Raw genomic sequence first — 25,337 nt, forward strand, 5'->3', positions numbered from 1 at the left:
GCAACGCTAGCGGCGGCTTTCCCGTTCCTTGAGGAAGGCGGCCAGGGAGCCTGCAGGTGCCAGCACGGGGACGACAGGGTGATCGGCCGACCATACGGCGCCGACGGTCCCGTATCCGGCGATTTCCTTGAGGAGGTAGAAGGTGGGCGGCATCAGTTTCAGGGTGCCTGCTGCCTCTGCCGCGAGGATTCCCTCCACGGGCATCCACAGGGATTGCCACGCTTCGGTTGTTTGGTGGTGGGGCTCCATGTCCGTCGAGGGCCTGGCCACATAGAAGAACGTGTCGAAACGCTTGGGCATGTCGATCGGGGTAATCCAGTTGGCCCATGGGCGCAGGTCACTGGCGTCGATGCTCAGTCCGGCTTCCTCACGGACCTCCCGGATCGCGGCTGTGAGCACCATTCCTGCTTTGGCAGCGGCATCGTCGGAACCGATGGAGCTGGCCTGCCAGTCCGCCGCATGGCTGCTGAGCAGTTCGGTGGCGTAGTCCCACCCGGAGTGGTCGGCGGGGTCCACGCGTCCTCCCGGGAAAACCACCATTCCTGCGGCGAAGTCCATGGTGCTGACCCTGTGCTGGACGAACGCCTCGAGCCCGGACGGGGTATCGCGGAGCAGGATGACGCTTGCGGCGAGGCGTGCTTCAGCCACGTCAACGTTGTCTGGGAGGCCAGAGCCGGGTTGGTCCGTCATGAAGTGTGCCCCTTCGCTTTGGATGTTGCTGGATCATTCTCTCAGGTCCGTTGCGAGGCCTGGTGTGCGTGCCAAAGCGTGGGGCAAGGGTGCAGAGTGGGCCTCGCAAAAGCGCGTTCGTTGGGTTGCGAGGCCTGGTGTGCGTGCCAAAGAGTGGGGCAAGGGCGCAGAGTGGGCCTCACAACGGTGGGGGTGGGCCGGAATGTGACCGGACCGCAGTCCCCACCGCGGAGTGCAGGTGTAAACTGAACCAGCCCAGCAGGGCAGATTTAATAACGACAGGGGAGCGCCGCCGTCGGAACCTGCAGAGATGCGGGAGCCGCGAGGGCGCTGAGAGTGCGGACAGCCGCAGACCCTCGAACCTGATCCGGTTAGTACCGGCGCAAGGGAGTCGAGCTTCTCAGAGTGTCCGGAACCGGGCGGCGCAGGCCGGCCGGGTAATCCGGGGAGCACTTTCCCCTCCTGTAACTCAGGAGGCAGAAAAATGACCACGGTAAGCGTGAAGAAGACCAGTTATAACTGGCGTGTTGTAGACATTGTGGTGGCAGCCTTGATCGCCATCGCCGGCGGCGTGATTTTCTGGGCATGGTCCCAAGGCGCCGCACTGGTATCCATCCCCATGAACGCGGCGTATCCGCCGCTGACGGGCCTGATCGCTGGCGGTTGGATGATTCCGGCGGTCCTGGGCATGCTCATCATCCGTAAGCCGGGTGCCGCCCTGTTCTGCGAGTCCGTTGCTGCCACAGGCGAACTCATCATGGGCTCCCAGTACGGCACCACCGTACTGATCTCCGGCGTCCTTCAGGGCCTTGGCGCGGAGCTCATCTTCGCCGCGTTCCTCTACAAGAAGTTCAACCTGCCCACCTCGCTCCTTGCCGGTGCAGGTGCGGGCCTCTTCTGCGGCCTCAACGACTCGTTCCTTCCCTGGGGCTGGAACATCGCCTACGAGGCAATCGACAAGCTCACTTACATCACGTTCACCACGATCTCCGGGGCGATCATTGCGGGCGCACTGTCATGGATTGCCACCCGCGGCCTGGCGAAAACCGGCGTCCTTAGTTCCTTCGCGTCGCGCAAGGCCGCTTCGGAGCCCGTCTTTAGCTGATGCCCGTCATTGAACGCGGCGGCCACGTCCGGCCTGCCGCCATCACAGCCGAGGGCTGGGGATGGCGGCACGCCGGAAGGGCCACGCCAGCCATCCAAGGCCTTGACCTCAGGATCGAACCGGGGGAGCGGGTACTGCTGCTCGGCCCCTCGGGTGCGGGCAAGTCCACGCTCCTGCATGCCCTCGCGGGGGTGTTGGGGGACGAAGAAGACGACTCGGACGAGACTGGCTCGCTGCTGCTGGACGGCGCTTCTCCCCGGGAGCAGCGCGGCCGCGCAGGTCTGATGCAGCAGGACCCGGAAACGCAGGTTGTCCTGTCCCGGGTGGGGGACGACGTCGCCTTCGGCGCCGAGAACCTGGCCGTGCCGCGGGAGGAAATTTGGGCCCGCGTCCATGAAGCGCTCGACGACGTCGGGTTGCGGACCGCTGCCGGCGGCGGACTGGCGTTGGATCATCCGACGGCGGCCCTGTCCGGCGGGCAGAAACAGCGCCTCGCGCTTGCGGGGATTTTGGCGATGCGGCCCGGGCTGATCCTGCTGGACGAACCAACGGCCAACCTGGACCCAGCAGGGGTCCTTGAGGTGCGGGACGCAGTGGGCCGCTGCCTCGACAAGACCGGAGCCACCCTTGTTGTGGTGGAACACCGCGTGTCTGTGTGGAAGGACCTGGTGGACCGGATTGTGGTGTTGCAGCCAGGATCCGGCGGCAACGGCACTCCGGGCGTCCTGTTGGACGGGGCGCCGGAGCAGGTCCTGTCCGAGGCCCGGACCATGCTGATGGCAGCCGGCGTCTGGGTTCCCGGATACGTCCCGGCAACCCGTGCCCGGCGCACTGAGACCTCCGCCGCGCAACTGCTTCTTGCCGCCCAGGATGTGGCAGTCTCGCGAGAAAAGCCCCGCCGAAAGGGATTCCGGACCATCTCTCCGGTTCCTGTGCAATCCGATGTCAGCGCCCAGGTCAGGGCGGGCCAAGCGCTCACCATCACTGGTCCGAATGGTGCCGGTAAGTCTACGTTCGCGCTCACGCTGGCCGGCCTTTTGGCGCCGGTGGACGGCAAAGTGAGTGCCGCCGTCGAGCTTTCAGAAGGGGCCGGGATCGACCCGTTCAGGTGGAAGGCTGACCAGCTGATTTCCCGCATCGGGACCGTATTCCAGGAACCCGAGCACCAGTTCGTCACGGGCAAGGTGCTGGATGAGCTGATGTTTGGTCCGAAGCACCTTGGCCATGGCGAGGAACGCGTGGACGAACTGCTGGAGCGGTTGCGGCTCACGCATCTGGTGAACGCGAACCCGTACACGCTGTCCGGCGGCGAGAAGCGCAGGCTTTCGGTGGCCACGGTGCTCGCCGCGCATCCCAAAGTCCTTGTCCTCGATGAGCCCACGTTCGGCCAGGACGCGAACACCTGGGCCGAGCTGGCGTCGTTCCTTTCGGAGTTGCTCGACGCCGGAACGGCTGTGGTCTCCGTAACCCACGACCAGGAGTTCAGCGCCGTGCTGGGCGGCACGGAGCTGCGCCTGGACCCCGCGGCACGTGCAGCAAGCCGCCAGGAAGCCGGTGCAGCATGAGGGACGCATTGAACCTGCGGGGTAATCACGCCCTGCTGACCACAGCGAACCCGCTGGCCAAGTTCGTCGCGGTCTTCCTGATTTCGCTGGTGCTGGCCCTCTCCATCGACTGGGTCTCAGCATCAACCGCGCTCGTTGCCGAGCTGGCGCTGTTCCCCCTTGCCGGGCTCACGCTGCGGCTTTTGTGGCAGCGGGCCTGGCCGTTGATCATCGCTGCGGCGATTGGTGGCTGGAGCACAGCGATCGTGGCGGCTGACAGCGGCGCTGTACTGCTCGACGTCGGACTCTGGTCCATCAGCGAAGGTTCCCTTGAGCTCGGGCTGGGTTTCATGCTGCGCGGCCTGGCGATTGCCCTTCCGGCGATCCTCCTGATGACCTGCACCGACCCAACGGACCTGGCCGATGCCTTGGCACAGAAAGCGAAGCTGCCGCACCGGTTTGTCCTGGGATCCCTCGCTGCCATGCGCTTGGTGGGCCTCATGGCCGAAGAATGGCAGACCATTGGCATGGCCCGCCGTGCACGGGGTGTCGGTTCGCAAGGCAACCCGTTCCAGCGGTTGAAAGCCACCCTCGGCCAGAGCTTCGGGTTGCTGGTCCAGGCTGTCCGGCGGGCTTCGCGGTTGGCTGTGACCATGGAAGCGCGGGGCTTTGGCGGCGGCCAGCGGACGTGGGCGCGCGAATCCACGTACTCGGTGCTGGATATCTGGGTGGTCCTTGGCGGAGTGGTCATCGCAGCGGGTGCTGTGCTGGCCGCCGTGGGCGCCGGGACGTGGAGCTTCGTCTGGCGCTAACGGGCGGCGCGGTCCTGGACTTCATCGAATCCCGCCCGGGTGAGGAAACCCAGCTGTGCCTCCTTTTCCGCGAGCTGGACGATGGGTCCAAGTTCGAAGCATGTTGCCTCGAGGCGACGGAGGGCCTTGGCGTTGCGGGCATCGGGTTCCACAACGATCCGGTCCTTGCCCGGCAGGGAAAACATGTACTTGATCAATGACGTGGCCAGCCGGGGCGTGAAGTGCGGGATGGGGCGCGTGGCCGGAGCCAGCAGCAGGTGCATGCCGATGTCTTCCTCGCGGGCGGGGTACGCCTCGCCCACGGGGTCGTGCATGGGCTCGTAGGTCTGGAACAACGCCAGTGCCTCCCCGTCCAGGGTCACCAGGAACGCGTGGTGTGTCTCCAGTGAGTCCAGGAATTCGTAGATGCCCAGGACCTCCTCAAAGGTGTGCTCGGTCATTCCCCAGAACCTGGCGCGCGGCTGGGTCACCCACTCAAAGACAAGCCCTAAGTCCTCGTTGGGGACCAGCGGGACGATCCGCAGGGCGCCCCATCCTTCGAGTTCTTCGGAGTAGACGGTGGTGCGGGCGGAGAAGTCCGGGGCGGTGGTGGTCATGGCTTCCTTCGGGTGCTGGGTATTCGGGTGCGACTGGGTGCAGAAGTGTCAGGGTTCGTCTTTGCTCAGGACCGACCAATCCGTGGCCACCGTGGCAAGCTGCCCGGCGGTCCACAGGGGCAATTGGTCGGCGAAATGCTGGTGGCCCGGTGTTCCAGCGGCGCCGAAGGGAACAATCCACCGGCTGTTCCGGCGCTCGGCCAGGTCCCAGACATAGCGGGCCACAGGGCCGCGGAAGCTCCGGTCATCCATGCCCGGGAGGCTCTCAGTGCACAGCACGCATCCGGTGTCACCGCTGAGGCCGGCAGTTGGCGCGGCGTCGGCAAGGGAACCGGGGAGGAGATGAACGGCCAGAAGCTTATGGCGGTCACCCCATGAAGCTCCGTCCAGAAGTGCCTCTTCCAGCGCCGCGTCTTCAAGACTTGCAGCCGCTTCCACTCCAGCATCGATGCCGAGCTCCGAACCTCGGAGCAGCAGCGTCTCAAGGGCGAAACCGACCCGGGAGGGAACGGACAACCACGGCCCGAATAACGGTGAATAGCCTGCGGGGTCGTTCAATGCAGCAAGGGATGGGTGCTTGGCCAAGCGTTGGACCAAGGCACCCCTCCACCCGGAAAAAAGGGCAGCCGGCTTGCTGCCGGCATCCATCCGGCCATCCCAGCGAAGCAGTCGTGAGCGCACTTCCTTGGCCTCCCGGGACAGGTCAGCGGGATCCAAGGCGGCCAGGATCGAGCGGTACAACGGCCATGGACCCAGCAGAGTATCCATGTGGATGGCCTGCATGTGGTCGGGAGCGAGAGGGCCTTCAACCGCTTCAAGCAGCTCGCGGATCCGCGCGGCCCGGTATGCCGGTGCGAACTCCATGGCGACGGCGTCCCCACCGCCTGCTGCGCGGTCATTCGCGCTGACGGCGAACGTTTCAACCGCGGACCGGGGAAGGATCACGTATTGCCCGTCCCACGCATGGCGGGCTGAGTACGCGGGTGCGGGCAGGCGACGGTTGGCGGGATTCCGCTGGGGGACGAGCCCGGCGACAAACTGCGTCACGTTTCCGGACGTGTCAGCGGCAATCACACTGTTGACGGGTTCCACCCATGCATCCAAGGCCGCTTCCACCGCGGAGACGCTCCGGCTCCGCAGCAGCGGCAGGAGGGCCTCAAAACCCAGCCGCCCCTCAACCCGCGCGGGGAACCGCAAACTCAGGGCGCCGCCGTCGGGCGTTTCGGAGATGACAGGTCCGCGGGCGGTCTCAATAATGTCCACGGACACGGACTCACCGTTGCGGACGTGAATGGTTTCCAGATTCACTACGACGGTTTCCCAGCCTTCCGCGCCCCGTGCCTCGATGCGCTCGCCGGAGTAGTCGGTGACCCGGCGCAGCTCTTCCTCGAAGAGGTCCTGGTAGTCGGCCATGGCGTTGGTGACAGCCCACGCGGTGTGCTCTGTCTGGGCGAAGTGCGGAAGGCCGGGAACTCCTGGAAACGCGAACCCGACGGCGTCGAATTCCGGGCAGGCGAGCCGCACCTGCTGGTACACGCCGGGCAGTTCCATGAGGCGGTGCGGGTCACCGGCAACCAGTGGCAAACCGCTCACGGATACCGAACCATGGGCCGCCCAGGCGTTGCTGCCGGACCACACCGGAGCTTCGATACTGAACAGGCTGACGGCATCCTCGCCGAGGGTCCTTGCGACGTGGGCGCGGAACAACTTGTTGGGGAACGTGGAAAAGAGGATGTGGTGAACCAGGAAGACGCCAAGGGGGGTCCAGGGATTCCACGGCTCGGGGCTGCTACCCGACTCGGTGAATTCCGGGCTGTCCCGGAGGCCGTCGGCCAGTGCGCGGTTGACGCCGTCCACGTACTGACCACACCAACGTTGGGTGTCGGCGTCGAGGTTCTCGAAGCAACGGCGGGCGGTGTCATCCAGCCGTGCCTGCCGGGCGAACCGGTCCCAGGCCACCGCGTCTGCGCCAAGTACTTCCGCTGTGCGCCCCTCGGATCGCCAGCGCTCCAATTCGATCTGCCAGGACCGGTCAATCGCGGCATTGTGGCCCTGCATGAAGGCCAGTTCATTGGCAGATCCGGCCCAGAGATGCGGGATTCCCCACGTGTCCCGGTACGTTCCCGGGCCGCCTGCCGGACCGGATTGTTGCGTCGGGGCAGGCGTCATCTTCTCGATCACTTTCATACTTAGGTTAGGCTTACTTAAGTTCAAGATAAGTGGCTTTGGCTCCGTGCACAAATCGTGGCCATTCGTGAAGGAGAGTTCCTTGAAGCGCAATTGGGAAGGCGTGGTCCTCAAGGTGATGGGCGCCAAGGACTTCACCCTGAAGGTGACGGGGCGCGAGGAAATCACCCCGGATTTCCTCCGAATCCATGTACGCGACGGCGGACTCCTGCATCGCAGCGGGCTGCACCCCACCATGTGGATCCGATTGTGGTTCGACGACTCCGGAAAAGCGCACCAGCGCGCCTACACCGTGGTGAACGCGGACCCGGCAGCCGGCACGTTCAGCATGGACTTCGCGATGCACGACGGCGTGGCGGCGGATTGGGCATGGTCGGTACAAGCCGGCGAAACCATCGAGGCCACCGTCCAGGGCAGCTCATTCACCTTCCCACAACCCACCCCGCGCCGCATCTGGGTGGTGGGGGACCCCGCGTCCATCCCCGCCATCAACTCACTGCTGGACGAACGGGACCGATGTGCCCCCGGAGCGGCGCCGGTGACGGCCTGGTTGGAATACCAGCACGACGCCGACACCTCACTGCAGGTGCGCACGTCCGGTTCCGACGTCGTCACCTGGATTCCGCGCAAACGTGACGGGGCTGCCTTGGTGGAGGAGGTCCGCCGCGCCCTTGTGGCAGACGTGGTCTCGGCCTCTGAGGACTTCTTCTGGGTAGCCTGTGAAGCGTCCAGCACGAGGGCCATCGTCAAGCATCTGCGCAAGGAGCTCGGTGTGGACAAGCACCGCATTGACGCCTTGGGATACTGGCGGGCTTAGGACTCCCTCCAGCTCAGGAAACCCTTCTGCCCGTCCGGCGGCGTAAGGACCACATCACGGCCGTACTTCTTTTTTGCTTCGGATCCAATGAACGCGTCGGGAACGATCCGGACCGCCTTGGCAACTTTGCCGTCCTTCATGAAGACGAACAATGCCGGCGATGCCGTATAGCGGTTTTCCTTGGTGATGGGTTCGCCGAAAGCCGCTTCGATGTCTTTGGCCAAGGTCCCCTCCATCACGAAGCCGGCCTGGTCCCATTCGAAATCAGTGGCATCGGCAAGCTTCAAAGCGGTGCCCTTCGTTGCGGCTTCGAGTACTTGGCTGTTGAGTTTGTCGTTGGATTCGGGCATGACAGATCCTCCCAGGGAGCAGGCGGCCAGTATGCAGGCCAGGACGAGGGCGACCAGGCCCAGCAGGGCAGCGGACGTTCGCCCTTGGGGTCGGGCCGGGTCAAGATGTGGTGGGTTCACGAGGTGGTCCGCGATTCGTCGTTGAAATCCGGGTCCTCGCCCGGGGCCGGCGGCGCGTTGCCTGCGTCTCCGGTCTGATCCATGGGGACCTGGTTGGACGGTTGTGGCAGCAGGTCGGGACCCACCACCACGGTGTCCCCGTTGTTGACTGCGTCCTCAATCAAATCTGCGAGCTCCTCCGCGCTGGCGTCCGGGTGGGCGATGGCCACGTTCCGGCCTACTTCATTGTTGTACAGATCCATGGCCTCGCGCGGGGCAGGGTTACCGGGGAGTTGCTCGTGTGCCGTGGCGTAGTCCTCAGCCCACTCTGCGCCGAATTCCTTCACCATCAGGGCGTTCCAGTACGCATGGCGGAAGGCGTCGTTCTGGTCGTCGTTTTGGTCTGCGCTGGGGAAGCGTTCATCAGCGACATTGAAGGCGTCATCGTGGATGCCCTTGAAAGCGTTCAGTTCGAAAGGTCCAAGACCATTCAGCATTTCGGCCTCCTTCTCGGTGACAACCCTCTGGTCCACCACGAACTTCAAAGGGTCCCAATCGCCCGGCCAGTTGGTTGTCTCCGCATCGCTGACCTGGTATTCCTCGAGGATTTCCTGCGGGCTGGGGCGGCCGGGGTCGGTGTTCGTGGCGGCCCACTGAATGGTTCCGCTTCCACCGGACCCGCCACCGACGGAGGCTTCCATGGAAGCACCCGATTGCTCCTCTGCGTTACCACGTGCAGACTTTGATGCCTCGTCAATTCCGCGTGACACCAGGTCCAGCAATGGGCGTAAGCTTCCATGCCACTCGGCAGCGAAGCGTTGGGCATCCTGACCTTGCCAATAGCCGCTTCTGGTGATCAGGGAGTCCAGCTCGCGTGCCCGCGCCGTCAGCATGGAGGCGCCGTGCGCCAAAGACTTTGAGAGTGCTTTGAGTTGGTCGACGTCGGCGCCGTAGAAAGCCATGTTTCCCCCTTGAACTTTGGTGCAATGTTTCGCCATCGGGCTGTTGAGCACAATGGGGACAACTTCCCCTGTGGAAAGGGAGGCGCCTTACCCGCATAGGCGACTACCGACGTCGAGCTTCATATCTCACGGTACGGGTACGGTGTGACATTAGCCGCTCGAACGGAGTTCTGCTGGCAACTTCTAGCTCATCTGTGATATTTCTGGGTTATGACGCAAGCAACGCCAGAACATATAGGCCTCCTGCTCCGCAACGCTCGGGGCGAAAAGGGCTGGACGCAGGGGCAGTTGGCTACCGAGCTGGGAACCAGCCAAAGCGCAATCGCCCGCATGGAACAGGGCAAGCAGAACCTGAGCCTCAGAATGATCGAACGCCTTGAAGCGATTTTTGGGCGATCCATCGTAAAGGTCGGCAAACCCCAGATGACCCACCTGCGGGTAGAAGGTGGCCGGACGCTCGCCGGCGAGGTTGACGTCAACAGCAGCAAGAACGCCGGCGTGGCGCTTCTTTGTGCAAGCCTCATCAACCGTGGCACCACCACGCTGCGCCGCCTGGCCCGCATCGAGGAAGTCAACAGGATCGTTGAGGTCCTGACCTCCATCGGTGTCGAGTGCACGTGGCTCAACGGCAGTGATCTCCGGATCCGCAGGCCCGAGGTCCTGGACCTCGAATCGATGGACGTCGACGCCGCCCGCCGTACCCGCAGCGTCATCATGCTTTTGGGTCCGTTGCTGGATGAGACCAGCGAGTACCTGCTGCCCTACGCCGGGGGTTGCGACCTCGGAACCCGCACTGTTGAGCCGCACATGCAGGCCCTGCGGCAGTTTGGACTCGCTGTGGAAGCCCGCTCCGGGTTCTACTCGGTGACCGCACCACCCGCCGACGGCGATGACCGGTCCTTCGTCCTGACCGAACGCGGCGACACCGTAACCGAGAACGCCATCATGGCAGCCGCCCACCGCGAAGGTACAACGGTCATCCGCAACGCCAGCCCCAACTACATGGTCCAGGACCTCTGCTTCTACCTGCAGGGGCTCGGCGTAGAGATCGAAGGCGTAGGCACCACTACCCTCAAGATCACGGGCCGTCCGGCGATCGATGTGGAGATCGAGTACTTCCCGTCCGAGGACCCCATCGAGGCCATGAGCCTCATCACCGCGGGCATCGTCACCAACTCGGAGGTCACCATCCGCCGGGTGCCCATCGAGTTCATGGAGATCGAGCTCGCCACCCTGGAGCAGATGGGCCAGAATCTGGAAGTCTCGGGCGAGTACATGGCCCGCAACGGCCGGACCCGCCTGGTGGATGTGACCACCAAGCCCTCCGAACTCCGGGCACCCCAGGACAAGATCCACCCCATGCCCTTCCCCGGCCTGAACATCGACAACCTGCCGTTCTTCGCCGTGATCGCAGGCAACGCCGAGGGCCAGACCATGATCCACGACTGGGTCTACGAGAACCGCGCGATCTACTTGACCGAGCTCAACAAGCTCGGTGCCCAGGTGCAGCTGCTGGATCCGCACCGGATCTACGTCAACGGACCCACCAAGTGGCGTGCCGCGGAAATCGGCTGCCCGCCGGCCCTGCGCCCGGCAGCCTGCCTGCTCCTGGCGATGCTGGCGGCCCGGGGAACGTCCGAGCTGCGCAACATCTACGTGATCGAGCGTGGATACGAGGACCTGGCAGAGCGACTGAACACCATCGGCGCGAAAATCGAGTACTTCCAGGACTAGCCTGCGGGAGCGTCGGCTTCGGCTCTTCCGGCCATGGTTCGTTGACCTGGACCCTCCGGTTCCTTCCAGGACATAAGGTAGGCCCCGGTGGCTCCTTCGATGAGGTAGAAAACGAGCGGCGGGATGTCCTTCTTGGCGATCAGGATTCCCCCGAAGACCGGAGCGCTGGCCGCTGCGGTATAGCCGATCCAACGCTGGGCGGGCGACGAAAGCAGGCTCCCGCCCAGCGCCCCGAGCGCCACAACATGCAGTGCTGAATACACAAGGAACGGCGCATTCGATCCGCGTCGGTCAGCGAAGCGCTCCAGGTCCGAGGCGCGGCGCGAAAGGCTGTAAACAAAGAACGGGGCACCGGCGAGCAGTGCGGTTGCGGCGGCAACGGCCCACTTCTTGGGCTTTCCACGTTCTTTGCCGGTGTCCGGAACGGCGCCTGCGAACGCTGCGAATCCCACCGGCACGGCGACGGTTCCGGCGGCAGCCAAGTGCTGTCCCACCACCCAGCCACGTCGACCCGCATGGAGCATCCGCAGTCGTTCTGCTGCGTCCGGCGTGATGTACACACGGCTGACAGGTGAGATTCCCACGAACCACACCACCGTGCCGGCAACGATGACTGCTCCGGCACGGCGGTAAGGATACGTCCCGCTCATGGCAGCAAGGTTAGACCTGTTTGAGGGCCTTCTCCAGATCCAGGATGAGGTCGTCCACGTCTTCCAGGCCCACGGACAAGCGAACCACGCCATCGCTCAGCCCAATTGCTGCGCGGCCCTCCGGACCCATGGCCCGGTGGGTCGTCGTGGCCGGGTGGGTGATGAGGGACTTGGAGTCGCCCAGGTTGTTGGAGATGTCGATGACTCCGAGGCCGTCCAGCAAAGCGAAGGCGGCCTCCTTCGCGGAACGTCCTGACGACGGGGACAACTCGAAAGTCAGCACTGTTCCGCCGGCCTTCATCTGCTTAGCTGCGAGCTCGTATTGCGGGTGGGACTTCAACAGCGGGTACTTGACCCAGCTGATGGCGGGCTGCTGCTCGAGCCATTCCGCGATCTTCAAAGCGGACGCAGAGCTGTGATTCACGCGCAGCCCCATGGTCTCCAAACCCTTGGTCAGCACCCAGGCGTTGAACGCGGACAGCGAAGGTCCGGTGTGCCGCATGAGCTGCTTGACCGGGCCGTCGATGAACTCCTTGGTGCCCAGGATGGCGCCGCCAAGAACGCGGCCCTGGCCGTCGATGTGCTTGGTGCCGGAATACACGATCACGTCGGCGCCCAGCTCACCACAGCGCTGCAGCAGTGGAGTGGCAAAGACATTGTCGACGACGACGGTCGCGCCGGCGGCATGCGCCAGCTCGCTGACCGCGGCGATGTCGACGATCTCCTGCATGGGGTTGGACGGAGATTCGAAAAACACGGCCGTGGTGGGCTTGGACAAGGCTTCACGCCACTGGTCCAGGTCGGGTCCGTCAACGAATACTGTCTCCACGCCCCAGCGCGGAAGGATTTCGTTGAGGATCACGAAGCAGGACCCGAACAGGGAGCGGGCGGCGACTACGCGGTCCCCGGCAGCCAGCAGGGCACCCAAGGCGGTGAATACCGCAGACATGCCGGACGCCGTCGCAAAGCAAGCCTCGGTGCCTTCCAGCAGGCGGAGCCGTTCCTGGAAGGTGGCCACGGAGGGGTTGCCGTAACGGGAGTAGACGAATCGTTCGTCCTCGCCGGTGAAGGCACGTTCGGCAGCGGCAGCCGATTCGTAGACGAAGCCGGAGTTCAGGAAGACGGCCTCGGACGTTTCCTGGAAGTTGGTGCGGTCAAGACCGCCACGGACGGCCTGGGTATCAGGATTCCAGCCAGCGGCGTCGGGATTGAAAGTCACTTAGTCGGTCCCCAGGTTCGTTGGTAGGCCACGGTTTTTCCAGCCATTTACAGTGCGCTCGCCATAGCGGTCAGGTTCGCCTTCAAAGCCCTCAAGGACGTTGTACGCGGTGAAGCCTGCCTGGGTTGCGGCGATGGCTGCTGCGATTGAACGCTGGCCGGAGCGGCACAGGAAGACGAGCTCCACGCCGTCGTCTTCGGGCGCTTGCTGCCGCAGGTCCTCAATGAAGCGGGAGTTGGGGATGCCGCCGGCGAGGTTCCACTGGATGAACAGGGGATCGTTGTCCGTGGCTTTGGTGTCCGGGATACCGATGTGGGCCCATTCGCCCTCGGCACGGACATCCACCAGGATGGCACCTGCCTCAAGTTTGGCCCACGCGTCCTGCGGGGTCAGGTCGCCTGCGTAGCTCATGCGTGGCCCTCGAACGCTTCGTCGTCGTCATTTTCAAGCTGGTCGACGGCGTCGGCCACGGCGGCGTCTGCGTGGGCGATCGCTGCGGGAAGCACGATTGCCTGGGCGACGATGACGTCCGTGCCGTTAAAGGTGGCTGCCGGGCTGCCATGGAGCACATAGCCCTCGGCGAGTGCGGAGCTGATCCGCTCGCAGAAATCGCGGGTGTCCGGGCCTGTGATCAGGCGGTAGGAAAGTTTTTCTTCAGTGGGTTCAGGCATTGCTGGTGCTCCTCAGTCACGCTTGCAGTTCGAATTTGTCCGATACGCCGAGTAGTCACCTGAGGCACCCCGCCGGAGAGAGGGTTGCCGACCAGCAAGTCAGGGCTTCGCGCTGGTACTCATTACTCAAGAAAAACGTAGCATTCAGGGCGCCTGGGCTGCATGTGGCGGGGGTTTGCCCGCCGTCATGTTGCGTAACCGGAGGGTGCTGTGGCAGGACCCATTTATGACGTCCCGGGAGCATAATTGACCCAGTACGTCCCCCTGTAACTTCGCAAGAAACCAGGTCGCGGTGAACGAACAGAGCAGTCCTACACTCAAGGCCATGCTGCATTTTGGATGGTTCGTGGGCCACGGATTCGGAGTTCAGGGTTGGGGGACGCCCGGCTACGGGCTGGGCTATGACTGGAAGAAGCCTGCCCTGTACCAGGAGGCCGTGCGGGCCTTCGAGCGATCCGGGCTCGACCTGTTCATCATCGAGGACTCACTTACCGTTCCTGATACCTACGGCGGTACGGCCGAGGTGTCCTTGGCGCACGCTTCCTTCGCGCCCAAGCACGACCCCCTCGCATTGGTTCCCTACCTGCTCTCCGCCACAGAGCACCTCGGGATCGTGCCCACGGTCAGCGCTTCCTTCTACCCGCCCTTCACTGCCGCCCGGCTGCTGGCCACCTTGCAGCACTTCTCAGAGGGGCAGCTTGGCTGGAACGTGGTGACTTCCGGCAGCGACCTCGCCGCGCAGAACTACGGGCTGGACCAGCAGATTGAACACGACCTGCGGTATGAGAAAGCGGAGGAATTCGTCGACGTCGTGAGGCGGCTTTGGCGGAGTTGGGAACCAGGCGCCGTGCTTGAGGACGTTTCCGCCGGGGTATTCGCAGACCACACCAAGGTTCACCCGATCAACCATGAAGGCGACTTCTTCAAGGTCCGGGGCCCGCTGAACACGGCGCCCCTGCCGGAGGAGCCCGTGTTGGTTCAGGCCGGGGCTTCACCCCGCGGCAAGGCCTTCGCTGGCGGGCATGCCGATGTAGCGATCGCCTTGGCACGAGGCGCAGACGGGATGAAGGCATACCGGGACTCCATCCGTGCCGAGGCTGCGAAGGCCGGCAGGAACCCCGATGACGTGAAGGTCCTGTTTGTCCTCAAGCCCACGGTGGTCGGTTCGGCTGCGGAAGCTGAGGAGCTGCGTGCCCAGCGGCGTGAGCTCACCCAACGGGACATCGACAGCCAGCTCAACTCCATCTCCTACCTTTCTGTCATCGACTTCAAGCAGTTCGACCTCGATGCCCCGTTGCCCGAGCTGACTACCAACAGCAACCAGGGCACCTTGGAGCACTTCGCCAAAGCAGCGCCGCCAGGTTCCACGCTTCGCCAGATCCTGCAGGCCCGTAGCGGCGGGGCAGGGGACTCGATCATCGGTACGGTGGGCGAAATCGCCGACTATCTCGAGGAGACCGGCTCCGCGGTGGGCGGCGACGGGTTCCTTTTCTCCGGCTTCGTGGATCCCGTGACGGTGCATGGAGTGCTGGACAAACTAACCCCTGAGCTGCGTCGGCGGGGGTTGTTGAGGAAGAGTTACGGCAACGGCGGATTCCGGCAGAACCTCCTGGACTTCTGATGACGTCTGATGATGCGGGGACCCTGGTGGTAGGGACGGCCCCGATACGCGCTGAACGCTTGGCCCTGGTTGCCAGCAACGACTCGTTTCACGTGAAACTCAACCATGATGCGTTGACTTTAATCGGCCGATCCCGGGAGATCCTGGAGCAGGTTGCGGCGTCCGGCCAGCGGGTCTACGGGCTCAATACCCTGCTGGGATCCGGTCGTGACACCGTTGTGGAGGACAAGTCGATCCTCAACTATCAGGTTCAGGTTGTCCGGTATCACAACAGTGGCGTGGGCCCATATCTGGACCGCGCCGCCGCCCGGGCCGTCATTCTTGCCCGCCTTGTGGGATTCAGCCGTGGTGGCTCAGGAGTGCGTCCCGACACGGCCCGTTTCTATGCCGAACTCCTGAACCGCGGCGTCCACCCCGCCATCCCTTCCGAAGGCTCAGTGGGCTCATCGGACCTCACCCAACTCGCCGCCGTCGCGGCTGTGGCCCTCGGCGAAGGTGAAGCGTTCGATTCCCACGGCACCTTGGTCCCGGGGGCCAAAGCGCTCGCCGATGCCGGGCTGCAGCCCCTCACTCTCGCAGCCGGTGAGGCCCTGTCACTGGTGAGCGCGAACTCCTACTCCGTGGGCGTCGGTGCCCTGGTCCTTAGGCGACTGCGGCACCTGGCCGAACTTGCCGACGTCGCGCTTTCCTTGTCCCTTGAAACCATCGCAAGGTACGACGGCGGCGGGAACCTCAGCCCGTTTTCGCCGGCGATCCAGGCAGCCAAGGCAGTGAACGGGCAGCGGGACTCGGCCGCTGCTGTTCGTCGACTTTTGAGCGGCGGCTGGCTGGAGGATGTCCGGGCTGAGGTTTCGGTTCAGGACGCCCTCTCCTTCCGGGCCGCACCGCAGACACACGGGGCATTCCGGTCCTTGGTGTCGGATCTGGGTGAGGCGCTGGAAGTGGAACTCAACGGTCGCGGTGATAACCCGTTGGTGGATGTCGGGTCCGGGCAGGTGGTGTCTGGCGGGAATTTCCAGCCCACCCAGTTGGCGCTGTCCTTTGAAGTGTTGCGGCTCGCTTTGGCCCATGTGGGCATCTCCAGCGAGCGGCGCATCGCCAAGTTGTACCCGCCGCAACGGGCCATCCGCGCAAAGCACCTGGCGGCGGCCGCCAACGGGTCTGGCCTTGCACAGGAAGAACTGCCGGGATTGCTCTGGTACTCCGCAGCGGGGCTCCTCGCTGAACTCAAATTCCTCGCCGCACCGGCAACCCTTGGAGCACCAACCCTGTCCGCCGACGTCGAAGACCACTCCACCCTGGCCCCGCTTGCGTTGCAGCAACTCGAAAAGTCGGTGGAGGCCTTGGAGAAGTTGTTGACGATTGAGGCCCTCACGGCGTCCTACCTGCTGCTCGAGGCAGGGGCGGCGCAGCCACTCGGTAAGGGGACGGGCGCCGTCGTCGGTCGCTTGGCCGATGTGCTGGCGGACCGTCCGTCCGCGTCGGATCTGGTGGAGCGGGCGCGGGCGGAACTGCGCGGCCTCGTGCACCACGTCATCGGGTCCGAAGGAGGGGAATCATGGTGAACACCGACATCCGCAAACACGGCGCGCACTCAGCAGGTCCAACACCGGACGTGCTGGATGCTTCAGTCCTGGAGAAGGTGGGAAACACCCCGCTGGTGAAACTTGAGGCCCTGAGCCGTGGGTTGGGCAGCGCCGTCCACATCAAACTCGAATCCGAGAATCCCGGCGGCTCCATTAAGGACCGCACGGCGTTGAGCATGGTCCGTGCCGCAGAACGCTCCGGGGAGTTGAAACCGGGCGCCACGATCGTGGAGAGCACCTCCGGGAACACCGGGATCGGGCTGGCCCTGATCGGGCACCTCACCGGCCACCCTGTTGTTGTCATCACCGGTGACACCATCTCGCAGGAGAAGCTCGCTGCACTGCACAACTACGGCGCGCGTGTGATCCTCACCGACTGGAACGCCCCCTCCGAATCGCCGGAGAATGCCCGTGCCGTGGCGGCGCGCATCACCGCAGAGACGCCCGGCGCCTGGCGGCCGATGCAGTTCGATAACCCTGCCAATCCCGCCGCGCATTATGAGAACACAGGTCCTGAAATCTGGGAACAGACGGGTGGCCTGATCACACATTTCGTGGCAAGCATCGGGACCGGAGGGACCATCAGCGGCAACGGGCGGTTCCTGAAGGAGCAGGTGGCAGCTTCACGCCCGGGCGGCCACCTGGAGGTCGTGGGTGCGGACCCCTACGGATCCGCGTACAGTGGCGGCCACCCCGGCGAAATCCTGGTGGATGGCGTGGGCAACTCGTGGCCCGAACCCGAGTGGCCCAAGGCATTCAACCGCGGGATTGTGGACCGTTTCCTCCGGATACCCAACGACGAGGTCTTCACCACCGTGCACCGGCTCCTGGACGAAGAGGGGCTCGCCCTGGGGCCGTCGTCCGGGCTTGCGGTGGCCGCAGCCCTCCGGGTGGCCCGCGCTGCGCCGCACGGTTCGGTGGTGGTAGCCATAGCCCCCGACGCCGGCACCAACTACCTGAGCAAGGCTTTCAACCCGGTGTGGCTGGCTGAGCACGGCATCCGCCTCGCCGCCGACGTTCCCGACGCCCGCAACCCCCTCCAGTAGACGCTCGCTCACGTTCCGCCCGTTTGGGCCGGACGCTCGCTCACGTTCCGCCCGCTTGGGCCGGACGCTCGCTCACGTTCCGCCCGCTTGGGCCGGGCGCTCGCTCACGTTCCGCCCGCTTGGGCCGGGCGCTCTCTCACGTTCCGTTTTGTTACTTCTTCGTCGCGCGGACGGGATGCTCGCTCAGAATCGACAGTCGATTGAAGGCGTTAATCCCGATTGCTGCCATGCAGAGGACGCTGATCTGTTCGTCGCTGTAGTGCTGGCGCGCCTGTTCGAAGAGTTCAGGACTAGGCCTCGAGCTGCTCATGCGCGTGATCTGTTCTGCGATCTCCATGGCTACCACTTCAGCTGGTTCGAACAGCTGGACTTCCCGGTACACGGCCACCAAGGAAAGCCTCTGTTCTGTTTCGCCGTACTTCAATGCCCGCCGGTGATGAAGATCCAGGCAAAATGCACAGCCGTTGATTTGCGAGGATAAGTAATTTATGAGCTCGAGGGTTCGCCGCGGAACACCTAGCCGGTCAGCTTCTTCGACGAGCTGTTGGGAATAGTGGCTGAGCGTGGCGTAGAGGTCGGGCTGCTGCTTATCCAGATAGCCGGCAAGACGTGGTTTTGTTTCCTGTTCGGGCATGGTTGGAGCCTAACGCAACGCACGCGGGCCAACGAAGTGAGTGAGCGTTGGGGTGATGGGGGTGGGATGTGAGTGAGCGTTGGGGTGATGGGGGTGGGATGTGAGTGGGCGTCAGACGGCACCAGCCCCTGGGAAACCGTTCAGGTTGTCCAGGGGCTGGTTCTTCGTCACGCGAGGTCGGGAGGCTCCGGGCCTAAGCGCCGGCAACCTTCTTGAGCGACCGCCGTCGTCCGTACTTGAAGTAGAAGAACGCGTAGCAGGCTCCAACAAACGGAACACCGAACAACAGCGCGGCGACCTGGTTGGGATCAAAGGCAATGCCGATCAGCGACACCAGGCATAAGGCGAAGGCCAGGATCGGGACCAAGGGGAAGAGCGGGGCCTTGTAGGGGAGCGTTGAGAGGTCCCCTCCGTTCTTCACGAAGGTCCTGCGGTAGATGAAGTGTGAAGCGACGATCGACATCCAGACACCCACCGTCGCGAAGCCGGCCACGGACACCAGCACGAGGTAGACAGTGGAAGGCGCCACAACGCTGCTGATCAGCGAAGCCAGGCCGCCAAGCATGCTGACACACAGGGCGATCATGGGGATGCCGCGTTTGGTCAGCTTCTTGAAGGCTTTGGGTGCGTGGCCTTCGTCTGCCAGCGAGAACAGCATGCGGGCACAAGAGAAGAGCCCGCAGTTACCGGCCGAGAGCAGCGCCGTGATGATCACGAAGTTCATGATGTCCGCGGCGAAGGGGATCCCGAGCATGGAGAAGACGGTGACGAACGGGCTCTCATCCACGCTGACCTGCTCGTACGGGATGGTGGCCGCGATGACCACGATCGCGCCGACGAAGAAGATCATGAGCCGGATGACCGTGGTACGCATGGCCTTGGGGATGGTGGCACCGGGATTGGCCGTTTCGCCCGCTGCGACGCCGATCAGTTCGGAGCCGGAGAAGGCGTAGAAGACGGCCAAGCAGGTGACGAAGACCCCCGTGAAGCCGTTGGGGAAGAGACCATCCGGAGTGGTGAAGTTCGAGCCAAATGAGGGGTAGTCGCCGGTGGCGAGCGGGTGGAAGCCAGCCAGCGCGGCACCGCCCAGGATGATGAGGCCGACGACGGCGGCGACCTTGATCAGCGCGAACCAAAACTCAGATTCGCCGAAGACCCGCGATGAGATGGCATTCAGTGTGAAAAGGACTGTTGCGAAGACGAAGCACCAGATCCATACGTCGATACCGGGGAACCAACGTTGCATCAGGAGGCCGGCCGCGGTGAATTCGGAGCCCAGGGCAACTGCCCAGCAGAGCCAGTAAAGCCACGCGGTGGCGAAGCCCGTTGCAGGGCCGATGGTCCGGGCCGCGTAGATGTGGAAAGCGCCGGAAACGGGGAACGCTACGGCGAGTTCCCCGAGGCAGGCCATCACCAGATAAACGACGACAGCGCCGATAAGGAACGCCAGGACCGCGCCCAAGGGGCCTGCGGTGGCGATCGTGTAACCGGAACTGACGAACAGGCCAGAGCCGATGACGCCACCCATGGCGATCATCACCAGGTGCCGGGCCTCCATGGACCGGCGAAGACCTGTTGACGGGGCGTCAGCCTGGGGCTGCGCCTTGGTTGCCGATGCTTCGGCCTCTGTGGGGGAGCTGAGTCCCATATTCCCTCCGGGAAGTTAGCCAGCAAAGTTTCGGGTAGTGCCAGCCGGACGTGATCCAACTAACACGAGAACAAGATTCATCACATGACGGATGAGCATTTCAAGGAGGATAAGAATTGCGATTGGACCCGCAGGAACGTTGTGGCTGAGGCCAAGCATTTCTTATCTATAAGTCACGCGAGCGATTACTCTGCTTGTGACCTGCTAGGTTCCAAGCGGAGCCCCCTATCCGTGGGCTCCGCGGGACCGGATTACTCGATTCCGGCGAACAGCTCGTTCAACTCGGCTGTGAGCTGCTTCCGCACAGCGGGCGTGCCGATTTCCTTGCCGTTGATGTGGTTCACGGGAGCGATCAAACGGATGCTCGAGATAAGCCAGACAGCGTCGGCGTCGAACAGGTCCTGTGGGACGAGCGGCCCGTAGCCAAGCTCCCAACCTGCTGCCTTCGCTGCAGCAAACAGGGCGCCTTGGGAGGTTCCGGGCAGAATGCCGCTGTCGTGTTGGGGTGTGATGAGGCGGCGTACAGTCCTGACCGAACCCTCGCCGTCGTCGACTTCCTCAAGGTGAGCCAGCAGCACGGTGGACGTCGGGCCTTCCAGGACGCGGCCGTCTGTGGAGGTAAAGATGGCGTCGTCAGCGCCCTGCTTGTGCGCGTAGCGGAGGGCCGCCATGTTGACCGCATACGAGAGCGTCTTGGCGCCCAGCAGCAGCCAGGGTGCACGCTCTCCGGCTTCGGTGTCGAAGCCGCGGTCCAAAAGGACGACGTCGATGCCCGTCTCGCGTTGCCGACGGCCGCCCGCTGGGGACGGTGAGGCCTGTACCCAGCAGGTTGGACTGGCCGCGCCTTCGACGCCGCGGGTCACGATCAGCTTGACGACTACCTCGTCGTCCTCCGGCGTCGCGGCCGGGTGGACACGGCGGAACTCGGTAATGGCGGTATCGATGGCCCTGCGCCAGGCGTCCTGCTCCGGAAGGTCAAGATCGAGCGCATCCGCAGAACCGCCCAAACGGTTCAGGTGCGCCTGGACCTTACGCGGGTGTCCCTGGACCGCCAGCAGCGATTCGAACACTCCATCGCCACGTGTGGCGCCCAGATCCGTTGCCATGAGCTGGGGTTGGCTGGAATCGGCAAGTCGGCCGTTTTCGAACGCGGGATCCAGGAAAACCAGGACCGTGGGGGCAGGTGAAGTCATGGTCCCAGCTTAGTGCCGGGACATCGGATATGACTTTGCCGGATAGGCTGTGGTCACTGTTGTTCACGGAACGTGGGGGTTGGTCGGTGCTCTTTCCTTTTCCTTTGGGCCAGGAGTGGACCTGGTTACTGGGTGTTTGGGCCATTGTGGAAATCGCCATGCGCATCGTGCTGCTTGGCATCATTCCCGGCAACCGTCGTCCCACCACGGCCATGGCATGGCTTCTGGCTGTGTTTCTCATCCCATCGGTCGGCTTCGTCCTTTTCCTGCTTTTCGGAAACTTCAAGCTGTCAAAGCGCAGGCGGGAGCAGCAGGAAGAAGTTAACCGCCGGGTCCGCGCCGTAACCTCCGATCTGTCCGATCCCGTGAGCGATTACTCGGGCCCCGAATGGGTGAAATCGGCAGGAGAACTCAACCATCGGCTGGGATCCTTGCCCATGGTTGACGGCAACAAAGTAGAGCTCATTCCTGGCTACGAAGAGTCCATCAAGGCCATGGCCGAGGCAGTCAGGGGTGCCACCAGGTACGTCAACGCAGAGTTCTACATCATGAGCAGCGACTCCGTCACGGACGAGCTGCTGACGGAGCTGGAAAAAGCGGCTGAACGCGGCGTCGAAGTCAGGCTGCTTTTCGACCACATCGGGACACTAAGGGTGAAGGGCTACCGGCGGCTGATCCGCAGGCTCAAGGCTGGAAAGATCCAGTGGCGGAGGATGCTCCCTTTGCTTCCAATCCATGGCCAGTGGCGGCGCCCGGACCTCCGGAACCACCGCAAAATCATGGTGATTGACGGCATGGTTGCCTTCACGGGCTCGCAGAACCTGATCGAGCCTTCATACAACAACCCCAAGCACCGCAAGGTGGGCCGCAAATGGGTTGAGCTCATGTCCCGACTTGAAGGCCCCATCGTGGCGACCCTCAACGTCGTGTTCGCGACAGACTGGCTCAGCGAGACGGACGAATCCCTGGAGGACCAGCTCCGGCTGCCTTCCCAGCCGTCTCCGGGCAACGTCACGGCTCAAGTGGTTCCGAGCGGTCCGGGTTTTGCAACGGAGAACAACCTCCGCCTGTTCAACACCCTGATCTACTCCGCGCAGCACAGAATCTCCATCTGCAGCCCGTACTTCGTTCCGGATGACTCGTTGCTCTACGCCATCACCACGGCGGCGCAGCGCGGCGTGGACGTGGAGCTGTTCGTCTCCGAGAAAGGCGACCAGTTCCTGGTCCACCACGCCCAACGCTCCTACTACGAGGCCCTCCTGGGTGCCGGCGTGCGCATTTACCTGTACCGGGCACCGTACGTCCTCCACGCCAAGCACTTCACCATTGACGATGAAGTGGCAGTTCTTGGTTCCAGCAACATGGATATGCGCTCCTTCTCCCTGAACATGGAGGTTTCGGTGATGCTGTTGGGCACCGAAACCGTGAACCTCATGCGCGCCGTGGAGTCCACGTATCGCGAGGTGTCCCGTGAGCTTATGTTGGAAGACTGGGTTGATAGGCCCCCGCTGGCCAAGTATGTGGATAACGTGGCCAGATTGACGGCGACGCTCCAGTAGTTCCTCAGTCCGGGAAGCCTGCGCCGAGCGTGGACAGCACGCCGTATGCCTTGGTCCGGATTTCCTCGTACTCGTCATCGGCCACTGAATCCGCAGTGATAGCCCCGCCCACGCCCAGGCTCAGGGTCCGCCCGTTCGCTCCGGAAGGGTTTACCACCAGGGTTCGAATGACCACGGCGAGGTCCGTGGCAGCGTTGAGTGAGAAGTAGCCGATAGCTCCCGAGTAGATCCCCCGGGGCCCCGACTCAAGCTGGTCGAGAATGTCCATGGTGCTGATTTTGGGCGCACCCGTCATGGAGCCCGCAGGGAATGCGGCAGCAACCGCTTCGGCCCGGGGAGCCCCCGGATTGAGGTGCGCATCCACTGTGCTCACCATTTGGTGGACCGTGGCGTAGCTTTCGATCGCGCACAGCCGGCTCACAGTGACCGAACCCGGGATCGCGAAATGGCTAAGGTCGTTGCGTAGCAGGTCCACGATCATGATGTTCTCCGCGCGGTCCTTCAGCGAGGTCACCAGGTCGTGCCGCAAGGCTGCGTCCTCAGCCGGATCGGAACTGCGCCCACGCGTGCCCTTGATCGGCTCGGCGCGCATACCGCCGTCGGACAGGATCCGGAGGAACCGTTCGGGTGACGTACTCGCGACCACCAGTTCGCCGAACCGGAGGTAACTGGCAAACGGTGCCGGGTTACGGCGTCGAAGGTTGAGGTACGCAACCCAAGGATCCAGGCTGCCGGCGGGTGCTTCAAGGGTGGTCGTGAGGCAGACCTCGTACGAGTTGCCTTCAGAAATTTCGTGTTGGGAGGCCGCGATTTTCCGCTTGTAGTCTGTAGCGGAGTCGCGGCTGACGAATTCAGGGACCGTCCCCGAAGGAGCGTCGACGGCGGTGGCAGCCGGGACGGCGGCGGCCACGACGGCGGTGCGTGCCGTGCGGAACCAGGCGTCGGCGTCGGGCGCATCCAGGGCCAGCAGCCATGCGGTTTGTTCGCGGTGATCAAGGACGATGGCGCGGCCGGCGAAGAGCAGCGCTGCGTCGGGGGTTTCGGACTGGACGTCGCTCCCGCCGGTTTCGCGTTTGAGCTCATACCCAAGGTATCCGAGCCAGCCGAGCGTGAACTGGCCGTCGTAACCGTGGGGTGCCCGGACTGCCCGGCGGCCCCACACGGAGTCGAGCCACCGGAAAAACGTCCCGGATGTGGCCACGGTGGCGCAGCCGGCAGTAACTTGCGTGACGCCGGATCGGTGCATCGCCAGCTGGCCGTAAGTGCCGCCGTCGTCAGCCAAAATGCTGAAGCGGCTGCGTGCCGCGGCCTGGGACGTCCCGGCAACGGCCGACGCGTTGGAGGAGTCCAGCCAGACAGCGTTGGCGGACTGGCCGTAGAGCGCCTCAAAAAGCCGGGCTGCGTCAGGCGTGGTGTCCACGCGCTCGGACCGGAGCTGAAGTCCCCTGCGGGCACTGAGCTCCGGGGCGAGGATTGCCGCCATGGACGGCAGGTACATGAGGGCCTGCAGGACGTCGTCGGGGGCGCTCCCATCGGCACGGTTGAGGACGCGGACGTCCGCGGCGCTGGCCACCGGGTCCGATTCCAGCCAGGCGTCTTCCTGCGCCGCCCAAGTGTCCCAGTACGGTTCGTAGGTACTTCCGTCACGCGTCAGGGCTCGACGGCGGCGGTCGTCCCCGGGGGACTCGACCCAGACCACAGCGTCCAGCATCGGCCGGGCGGCTTCCGCAGCGGCGCCCACGCCTTCCACGATCACGATCTCGGCGGGCAGGGTAACTTTCAGGCCGCCGTCGTAATGGCGTTCCCAATCCCAACTTGTCCATTCGGCAGCGAGGCCGGCATTCAGCGGCGGGAGGACCGTGGCAACGTACCGTTCGATGCCGGGCATGAGGCCGTTCCAGCCCGGATAGACGTCTTCCAGGTGGAACAGTGAAACTTTGTGGTGCTGGCGCAACCGGGCCGCCAATTCGACGGCCAAAGTGGTCTTTCCTGCACCGGACCTGCCATCAACAGCAATGATCACGGGTGCAGGGGTCATGACATAGAGGTTACCTGCTGGTGATCGCCGGATTTGGCCTCGACCTGGGGGCCGACGGCTGTTTTGACGTGTTGGACGATCCCGGGAATGGCGTCCTTGATGAGGGTCCACGTGGTGTCGAAGTCCGTGTGGCCCCCATACCAGGGGTCTTCGATGCCCAGATCGAGGGAGCTGCGACCCGCCGTGGCGGGATCGAAACTGCGCAGCATCCGGACTCTTTCCAGTGCGCCGGCGTCCGGAGCGCCCTCCTGTAGCCACCCGAAGTGGTCAACATCCAAGGCGAGGATCAGGTCCCGCTCAGTGAACCATTCACTGCGCCACTGGCGGGCAACGTGGTTCTCCGAGGGTATGTGCTTGGCGGTCAGGACACGCGCGGCCCGGGGGTCTATGGGGTGTCCGACCTCGTACCCGGTGGTGCCTGCCGAATCCACCACCACAACCTCGCTGAGCCCTTCCGCTGCGAAGGCTTCGGTGAGCATGAGGGCTGCCATGGGTGAGCGGCAGATGTTCCCTGTGCAGACCGTAATGATGCGGTATGGGCTCGACGTTGAGTACATGAGGCAAGCATGATTGATG

Annotated in this window: 23 protein-coding genes and 2 riboswitches; of the genes, 9 read left to right on the forward strand and 14 right to left on the reverse strand. The window is 63.9% G+C overall.

What is annotated here, in order from left to right:
* Nucleotides 1-6: 6 nt before the first annotated feature.
* The gene (locus QRM57_RS17380; protein WP_284987491.1) at nt 7-690 is read right to left on the reverse strand and encodes an NUDIX hydrolase; all 684 of its coding nucleotides are present in this window, start codon (nt 688-690) and stop codon (nt 7-9) included.
* Between the two features lie 270 nt (nt 691-960).
* A riboswitch (TPP riboswitch) is annotated at nt 961-1,097 on the forward strand.
* A gap of 77 nt (nt 1,098-1,174) precedes the next feature.
* Here QRM57_RS17380 and QRM57_RS17385 point away from each other — a divergent pair.
* From QRM57_RS17385 to QRM57_RS17395, 3 genes are read left to right on the forward strand one after another with little or no spacing between them, the layout of a single operon-like run.
* The gene (locus tag QRM57_RS17385; protein WP_235517858.1) at nt 1,175-1,795 is read left to right on the forward strand and encodes an ECF transporter S component; all 621 of its coding nucleotides are present in this window, start codon (nt 1,175-1,177) and stop codon (nt 1,793-1,795) included.
* A complete protein-coding gene (locus QRM57_RS17390) occupies nt 1,795-3,360 on the forward strand; it encodes an ABC transporter ATP-binding protein (protein WP_284987492.1) in 1,566 nt (521 codons plus the stop codon). The genes QRM57_RS17385 and QRM57_RS17390 overlap by 1 nt, the downstream gene beginning before the upstream one ends.
* Entirely contained in the window at nt 3,357-4,151 is a 795-nt protein-coding gene (locus QRM57_RS17395; protein ID WP_284987493.1) for an energy-coupling factor transporter transmembrane component T family protein, read from the forward strand. The genes QRM57_RS17390 and QRM57_RS17395 overlap by 4 nt, the downstream gene beginning before the upstream one ends.
* Here the strand turns inward: QRM57_RS17395 and QRM57_RS17400 are convergent.
* Both QRM57_RS17400 and QRM57_RS17405 read right to left on the reverse strand, forming a co-directional pair.
* A complete protein-coding gene (locus QRM57_RS17400) occupies nt 4,148-4,747 on the reverse strand; it encodes a GNAT family N-acetyltransferase (RefSeq protein WP_284987494.1) in 600 nt (199 codons plus the stop codon). The genes QRM57_RS17395 and QRM57_RS17400 overlap by 4 nt on opposite strands.
* Before the next feature lie 48 nt (nt 4,748-4,795).
* Complete coding sequence (locus QRM57_RS17405; protein WP_284987495.1) at nt 4,796-6,928, reverse strand: penicillin acylase family protein; 2,133 nt, start codon at nt 6,926-6,928, stop codon at nt 4,796-4,798.
* Between the two features lie 88 nt (nt 6,929-7,016).
* Between QRM57_RS17405 and QRM57_RS17410 the strand changes: the two genes are divergently transcribed.
* Entirely contained in the window at nt 7,017-7,751 is a 735-nt protein-coding gene (locus tag QRM57_RS17410) for a siderophore-interacting protein (RefSeq protein WP_284987496.1), read from the forward strand.
* Here the strand turns inward: QRM57_RS17410 and QRM57_RS17415 are convergent.
* Nucleotides 7,748-8,101 (reverse strand): hypothetical protein, encoded by a 354-nt coding sequence (locus QRM57_RS17415; protein WP_235517844.1) that lies wholly within the window; start codon nt 8,099-8,101, stop codon nt 7,748-7,750. The genes QRM57_RS17410 and QRM57_RS17415 overlap by 4 nt on opposite strands.
* A gap of 116 nt (nt 8,102-8,217) precedes the next feature.
* Nucleotides 8,218-9,162, reverse strand: coding sequence for a DUF6973 domain-containing protein (locus QRM57_RS17420; protein WP_284987497.1), 945 nt, complete (start codon nt 9,160-9,162; stop codon nt 8,218-8,220).
* Between the two features lie 210 nt (nt 9,163-9,372).
* Here QRM57_RS17420 and QRM57_RS17425 point away from each other — a divergent pair, with 210 nt between their 5' ends.
* Nucleotides 9,373-10,896, forward strand: a complete 1,524-nt coding sequence (locus tag QRM57_RS17425) for a UDP-N-acetylglucosamine 1-carboxyvinyltransferase (RefSeq protein ID WP_284987498.1) — start codon at nt 9,373-9,375, stop codon at nt 10,894-10,896.
* Here QRM57_RS17425 and QRM57_RS17430 read toward each other — a convergent pair.
* The 4 genes from QRM57_RS17430 to QRM57_RS17445 are packed head-to-tail and all read right to left on the reverse strand — an operon-like array spanning nt 10,893 to nt 13,436.
* Nucleotides 10,893-11,546, reverse strand: coding sequence for a hypothetical protein (locus tag QRM57_RS17430; protein WP_284987499.1), 654 nt, complete (start codon nt 11,544-11,546; stop codon nt 10,893-10,895). The genes QRM57_RS17425 and QRM57_RS17430 overlap by 4 nt on opposite strands.
* Before the next feature lie 10 nt (nt 11,547-11,556).
* A complete protein-coding gene (locus tag QRM57_RS17435; protein ID WP_284987500.1) occupies nt 11,557-12,765 on the reverse strand; it encodes an O-succinylhomoserine sulfhydrylase in 1,209 nt (402 codons plus the stop codon).
* Nucleotides 12,766-13,176, reverse strand: coding sequence for a rhodanese-like domain-containing protein (locus QRM57_RS17440; RefSeq protein ID WP_284987501.1), 411 nt, complete (start codon nt 13,174-13,176; stop codon nt 12,766-12,768).
* Nucleotides 13,173-13,436 (reverse strand): DUF1737 domain-containing protein, encoded by a 264-nt coding sequence (locus QRM57_RS17445; RefSeq protein WP_211713632.1) that lies wholly within the window; start codon nt 13,434-13,436, stop codon nt 13,173-13,175. The genes QRM57_RS17440 and QRM57_RS17445 overlap by 4 nt, the downstream gene beginning before the upstream one ends.
* Nucleotides 13,437-13,449: 13 nt before the next feature.
* A riboswitch (SAM riboswitch) is annotated at nt 13,450-13,563 on the reverse strand.
* Between the two features lie 165 nt (nt 13,564-13,728).
* On the opposite strand from QRM57_RS17445, the gene QRM57_RS17450 reads away from it, so the two are divergent.
* Genes QRM57_RS17450 through QRM57_RS17460 form a run of 3 tightly spaced genes read left to right on the forward strand, consistent with a single transcriptional unit; the run spans nt 13,729 to nt 17,689 of the window.
* Nucleotides 13,729-15,057, forward strand: a complete 1,329-nt coding sequence (locus tag QRM57_RS17450; protein ID WP_350309855.1) for an NtaA/DmoA family FMN-dependent monooxygenase — start codon at nt 13,729-13,731, stop codon at nt 15,055-15,057.
* Entirely contained in the window at nt 15,057-16,622 is a 1,566-nt protein-coding gene (locus QRM57_RS17455; protein ID WP_284987503.1) for an aromatic amino acid ammonia-lyase, read from the forward strand. Before QRM57_RS17450 ends, QRM57_RS17455 begins: the two co-directional genes overlap by 1 nt.
* Nucleotides 16,616-17,689: a PLP-dependent cysteine synthase family protein gene (locus QRM57_RS17460; RefSeq protein ID WP_284987504.1), complete on the forward strand. Its 1,074-nt coding sequence runs from the start codon at nt 16,616-16,618 to the stop codon at nt 17,687-17,689. Before QRM57_RS17455 ends, QRM57_RS17460 begins: the two co-directional genes overlap by 7 nt.
* Nucleotides 17,690-17,840: 151 nt before the next feature.
* Here the strand turns inward: QRM57_RS17460 and QRM57_RS17465 are convergent, their stop codons facing one another.
* The 3 genes from QRM57_RS17465 to QRM57_RS17475 all read right to left on the reverse strand — a co-directional run bounded on the left by QRM57_RS17465 (nt 17,841) and on the right by QRM57_RS17475 (nt 21,164).
* Nucleotides 17,841-18,323: a carboxymuconolactone decarboxylase family protein gene (locus tag QRM57_RS17465; protein WP_284987505.1), complete on the reverse strand. Its 483-nt coding sequence runs from the start codon at nt 18,321-18,323 to the stop codon at nt 17,841-17,843.
* A 193-nt stretch (nt 18,324-18,516) separates the two neighbouring features.
* Nucleotides 18,517-19,971 carry an amino acid permease gene (locus QRM57_RS17470; protein ID WP_284987506.1) on the reverse strand — a complete coding sequence of 485 codons (1,455 nt, stop codon included), beginning with the start codon at nt 19,969-19,971 and terminating at the stop codon, nt 18,517-18,519.
* 251 nt (nt 19,972-20,222) lie between these two features.
* Nucleotides 20,223-21,164 carry an aminodeoxychorismate lyase gene (locus tag QRM57_RS17475; protein ID WP_284987507.1) on the reverse strand — a complete coding sequence of 314 codons (942 nt, stop codon included), beginning with the start codon at nt 21,162-21,164 and terminating at the stop codon, nt 20,223-20,225.
* Between the two features lie 29 nt (nt 21,165-21,193).
* Here QRM57_RS17475 and cls point away from each other — a divergent pair, with 29 nt between their 5' ends.
* Nucleotides 21,194-22,723, forward strand: a complete 1,530-nt coding sequence (cls, locus tag QRM57_RS17480) for a cardiolipin synthase (protein WP_284987508.1) — start codon at nt 21,194-21,196, stop codon at nt 22,721-22,723.
* Between the two features lie 4 nt (nt 22,724-22,727).
* On the opposite strand, the gene pabB is transcribed toward cls, so the two are convergent.
* Together pabB and QRM57_RS17490 are read right to left on the reverse strand one after the other, a co-directional pair.
* Nucleotides 22,728-24,761 (reverse strand): aminodeoxychorismate synthase component I, encoded by a 2,034-nt coding sequence (gene pabB, locus QRM57_RS17485; RefSeq protein WP_284987509.1) that lies wholly within the window; start codon nt 24,759-24,761, stop codon nt 22,728-22,730.
* Nucleotides 24,758-25,318 (reverse strand): low molecular weight protein-tyrosine-phosphatase, encoded by a 561-nt coding sequence (locus QRM57_RS17490; protein WP_284987510.1) that lies wholly within the window; start codon nt 25,316-25,318, stop codon nt 24,758-24,760. The genes pabB and QRM57_RS17490 overlap by 4 nt, the downstream gene beginning before the upstream one ends.
* Between the last annotated feature and the right edge of the window lie 19 nt (nt 25,319-25,337).

The sequence above is a fragment of the Arthrobacter sp. fls2-241-R2A-172 genome (assembly GCF_030208885.1).
Taxonomy (GTDB): domain Bacteria; phylum Actinomycetota; class Actinomycetes; order Actinomycetales; family Micrococcaceae; genus Arthrobacter.

Bases quoted from the DNA above. Each gene is read 5' to 3' on its own strand.
- QRM57_RS17395 (WP_284987493.1), top strand. From the start codon at position 3,357: ATGAGGGACGCATTGAACCTGCGGGGTAATCACGCCCTGCTGACCACA.
- QRM57_RS17440 (WP_284987501.1), bottom strand. From the start codon at position 13,176: ATGAGCTACGCAGGCGACCTGACCCCGCAGGACGCGTGGGCCAAACTT.
- QRM57_RS17400 (WP_284987494.1), bottom strand. From the start codon at position 4,747: ATGACCACCACCGCCCCGGACTTCTCCGCCCGCACCACCGTCTACTCC.
- QRM57_RS17470 (WP_284987506.1), bottom strand. From the start codon at position 19,971: ATGGGACTCAGCTCCCCCACAGAGGCCGAAGCATCGGCAACCAAGGCG.
- QRM57_RS17420 (WP_284987497.1), bottom strand. From the start codon at position 9,162: ATGGCTTTCTACGGCGCCGACGTCGACCAACTCAAAGCACTCTCAAAG.
- QRM57_RS17475 (WP_284987507.1), bottom strand. From the start codon at position 21,164: ATGACTTCACCTGCCCCCACGGTCCTGGTTTTCCTGGATCCCGCGTTC.
- QRM57_RS17445 (WP_211713632.1), bottom strand. From the start codon at position 13,436: ATGCCTGAACCCACTGAAGAAAAACTTTCCTACCGCCTGATCACAGGC.
- QRM57_RS17380 (WP_284987491.1), bottom strand. From the start codon at position 690: ATGACGGACCAACCCGGCTCTGGCCTCCCAGACAACGTTGACGTGGCT.
- QRM57_RS17430 (WP_284987499.1), bottom strand. From the start codon at position 11,546: ATGAGCGGGACGTATCCTTACCGCCGTGCCGGAGCAGTCATCGTTGCC.
- QRM57_RS17425 (WP_284987498.1), top strand. From the start codon at position 9,373: ATGACGCAAGCAACGCCAGAACATATAGGCCTCCTGCTCCGCAACGCT.
- QRM57_RS17490 (WP_284987510.1), bottom strand. From the start codon at position 25,318: ATGTACTCAACGTCGAGCCCATACCGCATCATTACGGTCTGCACAGGG.
- QRM57_RS17465 (WP_284987505.1), bottom strand. From the start codon at position 18,323: ATGCCCGAACAGGAAACAAAACCACGTCTTGCCGGCTATCTGGATAAG.
- QRM57_RS17415 (WP_235517844.1), bottom strand. From the start codon at position 8,101: ATGCCCGAATCCAACGACAAACTCAACAGCCAAGTACTCGAAGCCGCA.
- QRM57_RS17385 (WP_235517858.1), top strand. From the start codon at position 1,175: ATGACCACGGTAAGCGTGAAGAAGACCAGTTATAACTGGCGTGTTGTA.
- pabB (WP_284987509.1), bottom strand. From the start codon at position 24,761: ATGACCCCTGCACCCGTGATCATTGCTGTTGATGGCAGGTCCGGTGCA.
- cls (WP_284987508.1), top strand. From the start codon at position 21,194: ATGACTTTGCCGGATAGGCTGTGGTCACTGTTGTTCACGGAACGTGGG.
- QRM57_RS17455 (WP_284987503.1), top strand. From the start codon at position 15,057: ATGACGTCTGATGATGCGGGGACCCTGGTGGTAGGGACGGCCCCGATA.
- QRM57_RS17460 (WP_284987504.1), top strand. From the start codon at position 16,616: ATGGTGAACACCGACATCCGCAAACACGGCGCGCACTCAGCAGGTCCA.
- QRM57_RS17390 (WP_284987492.1), top strand. From the start codon at position 1,795: ATGCCCGTCATTGAACGCGGCGGCCACGTCCGGCCTGCCGCCATCACA.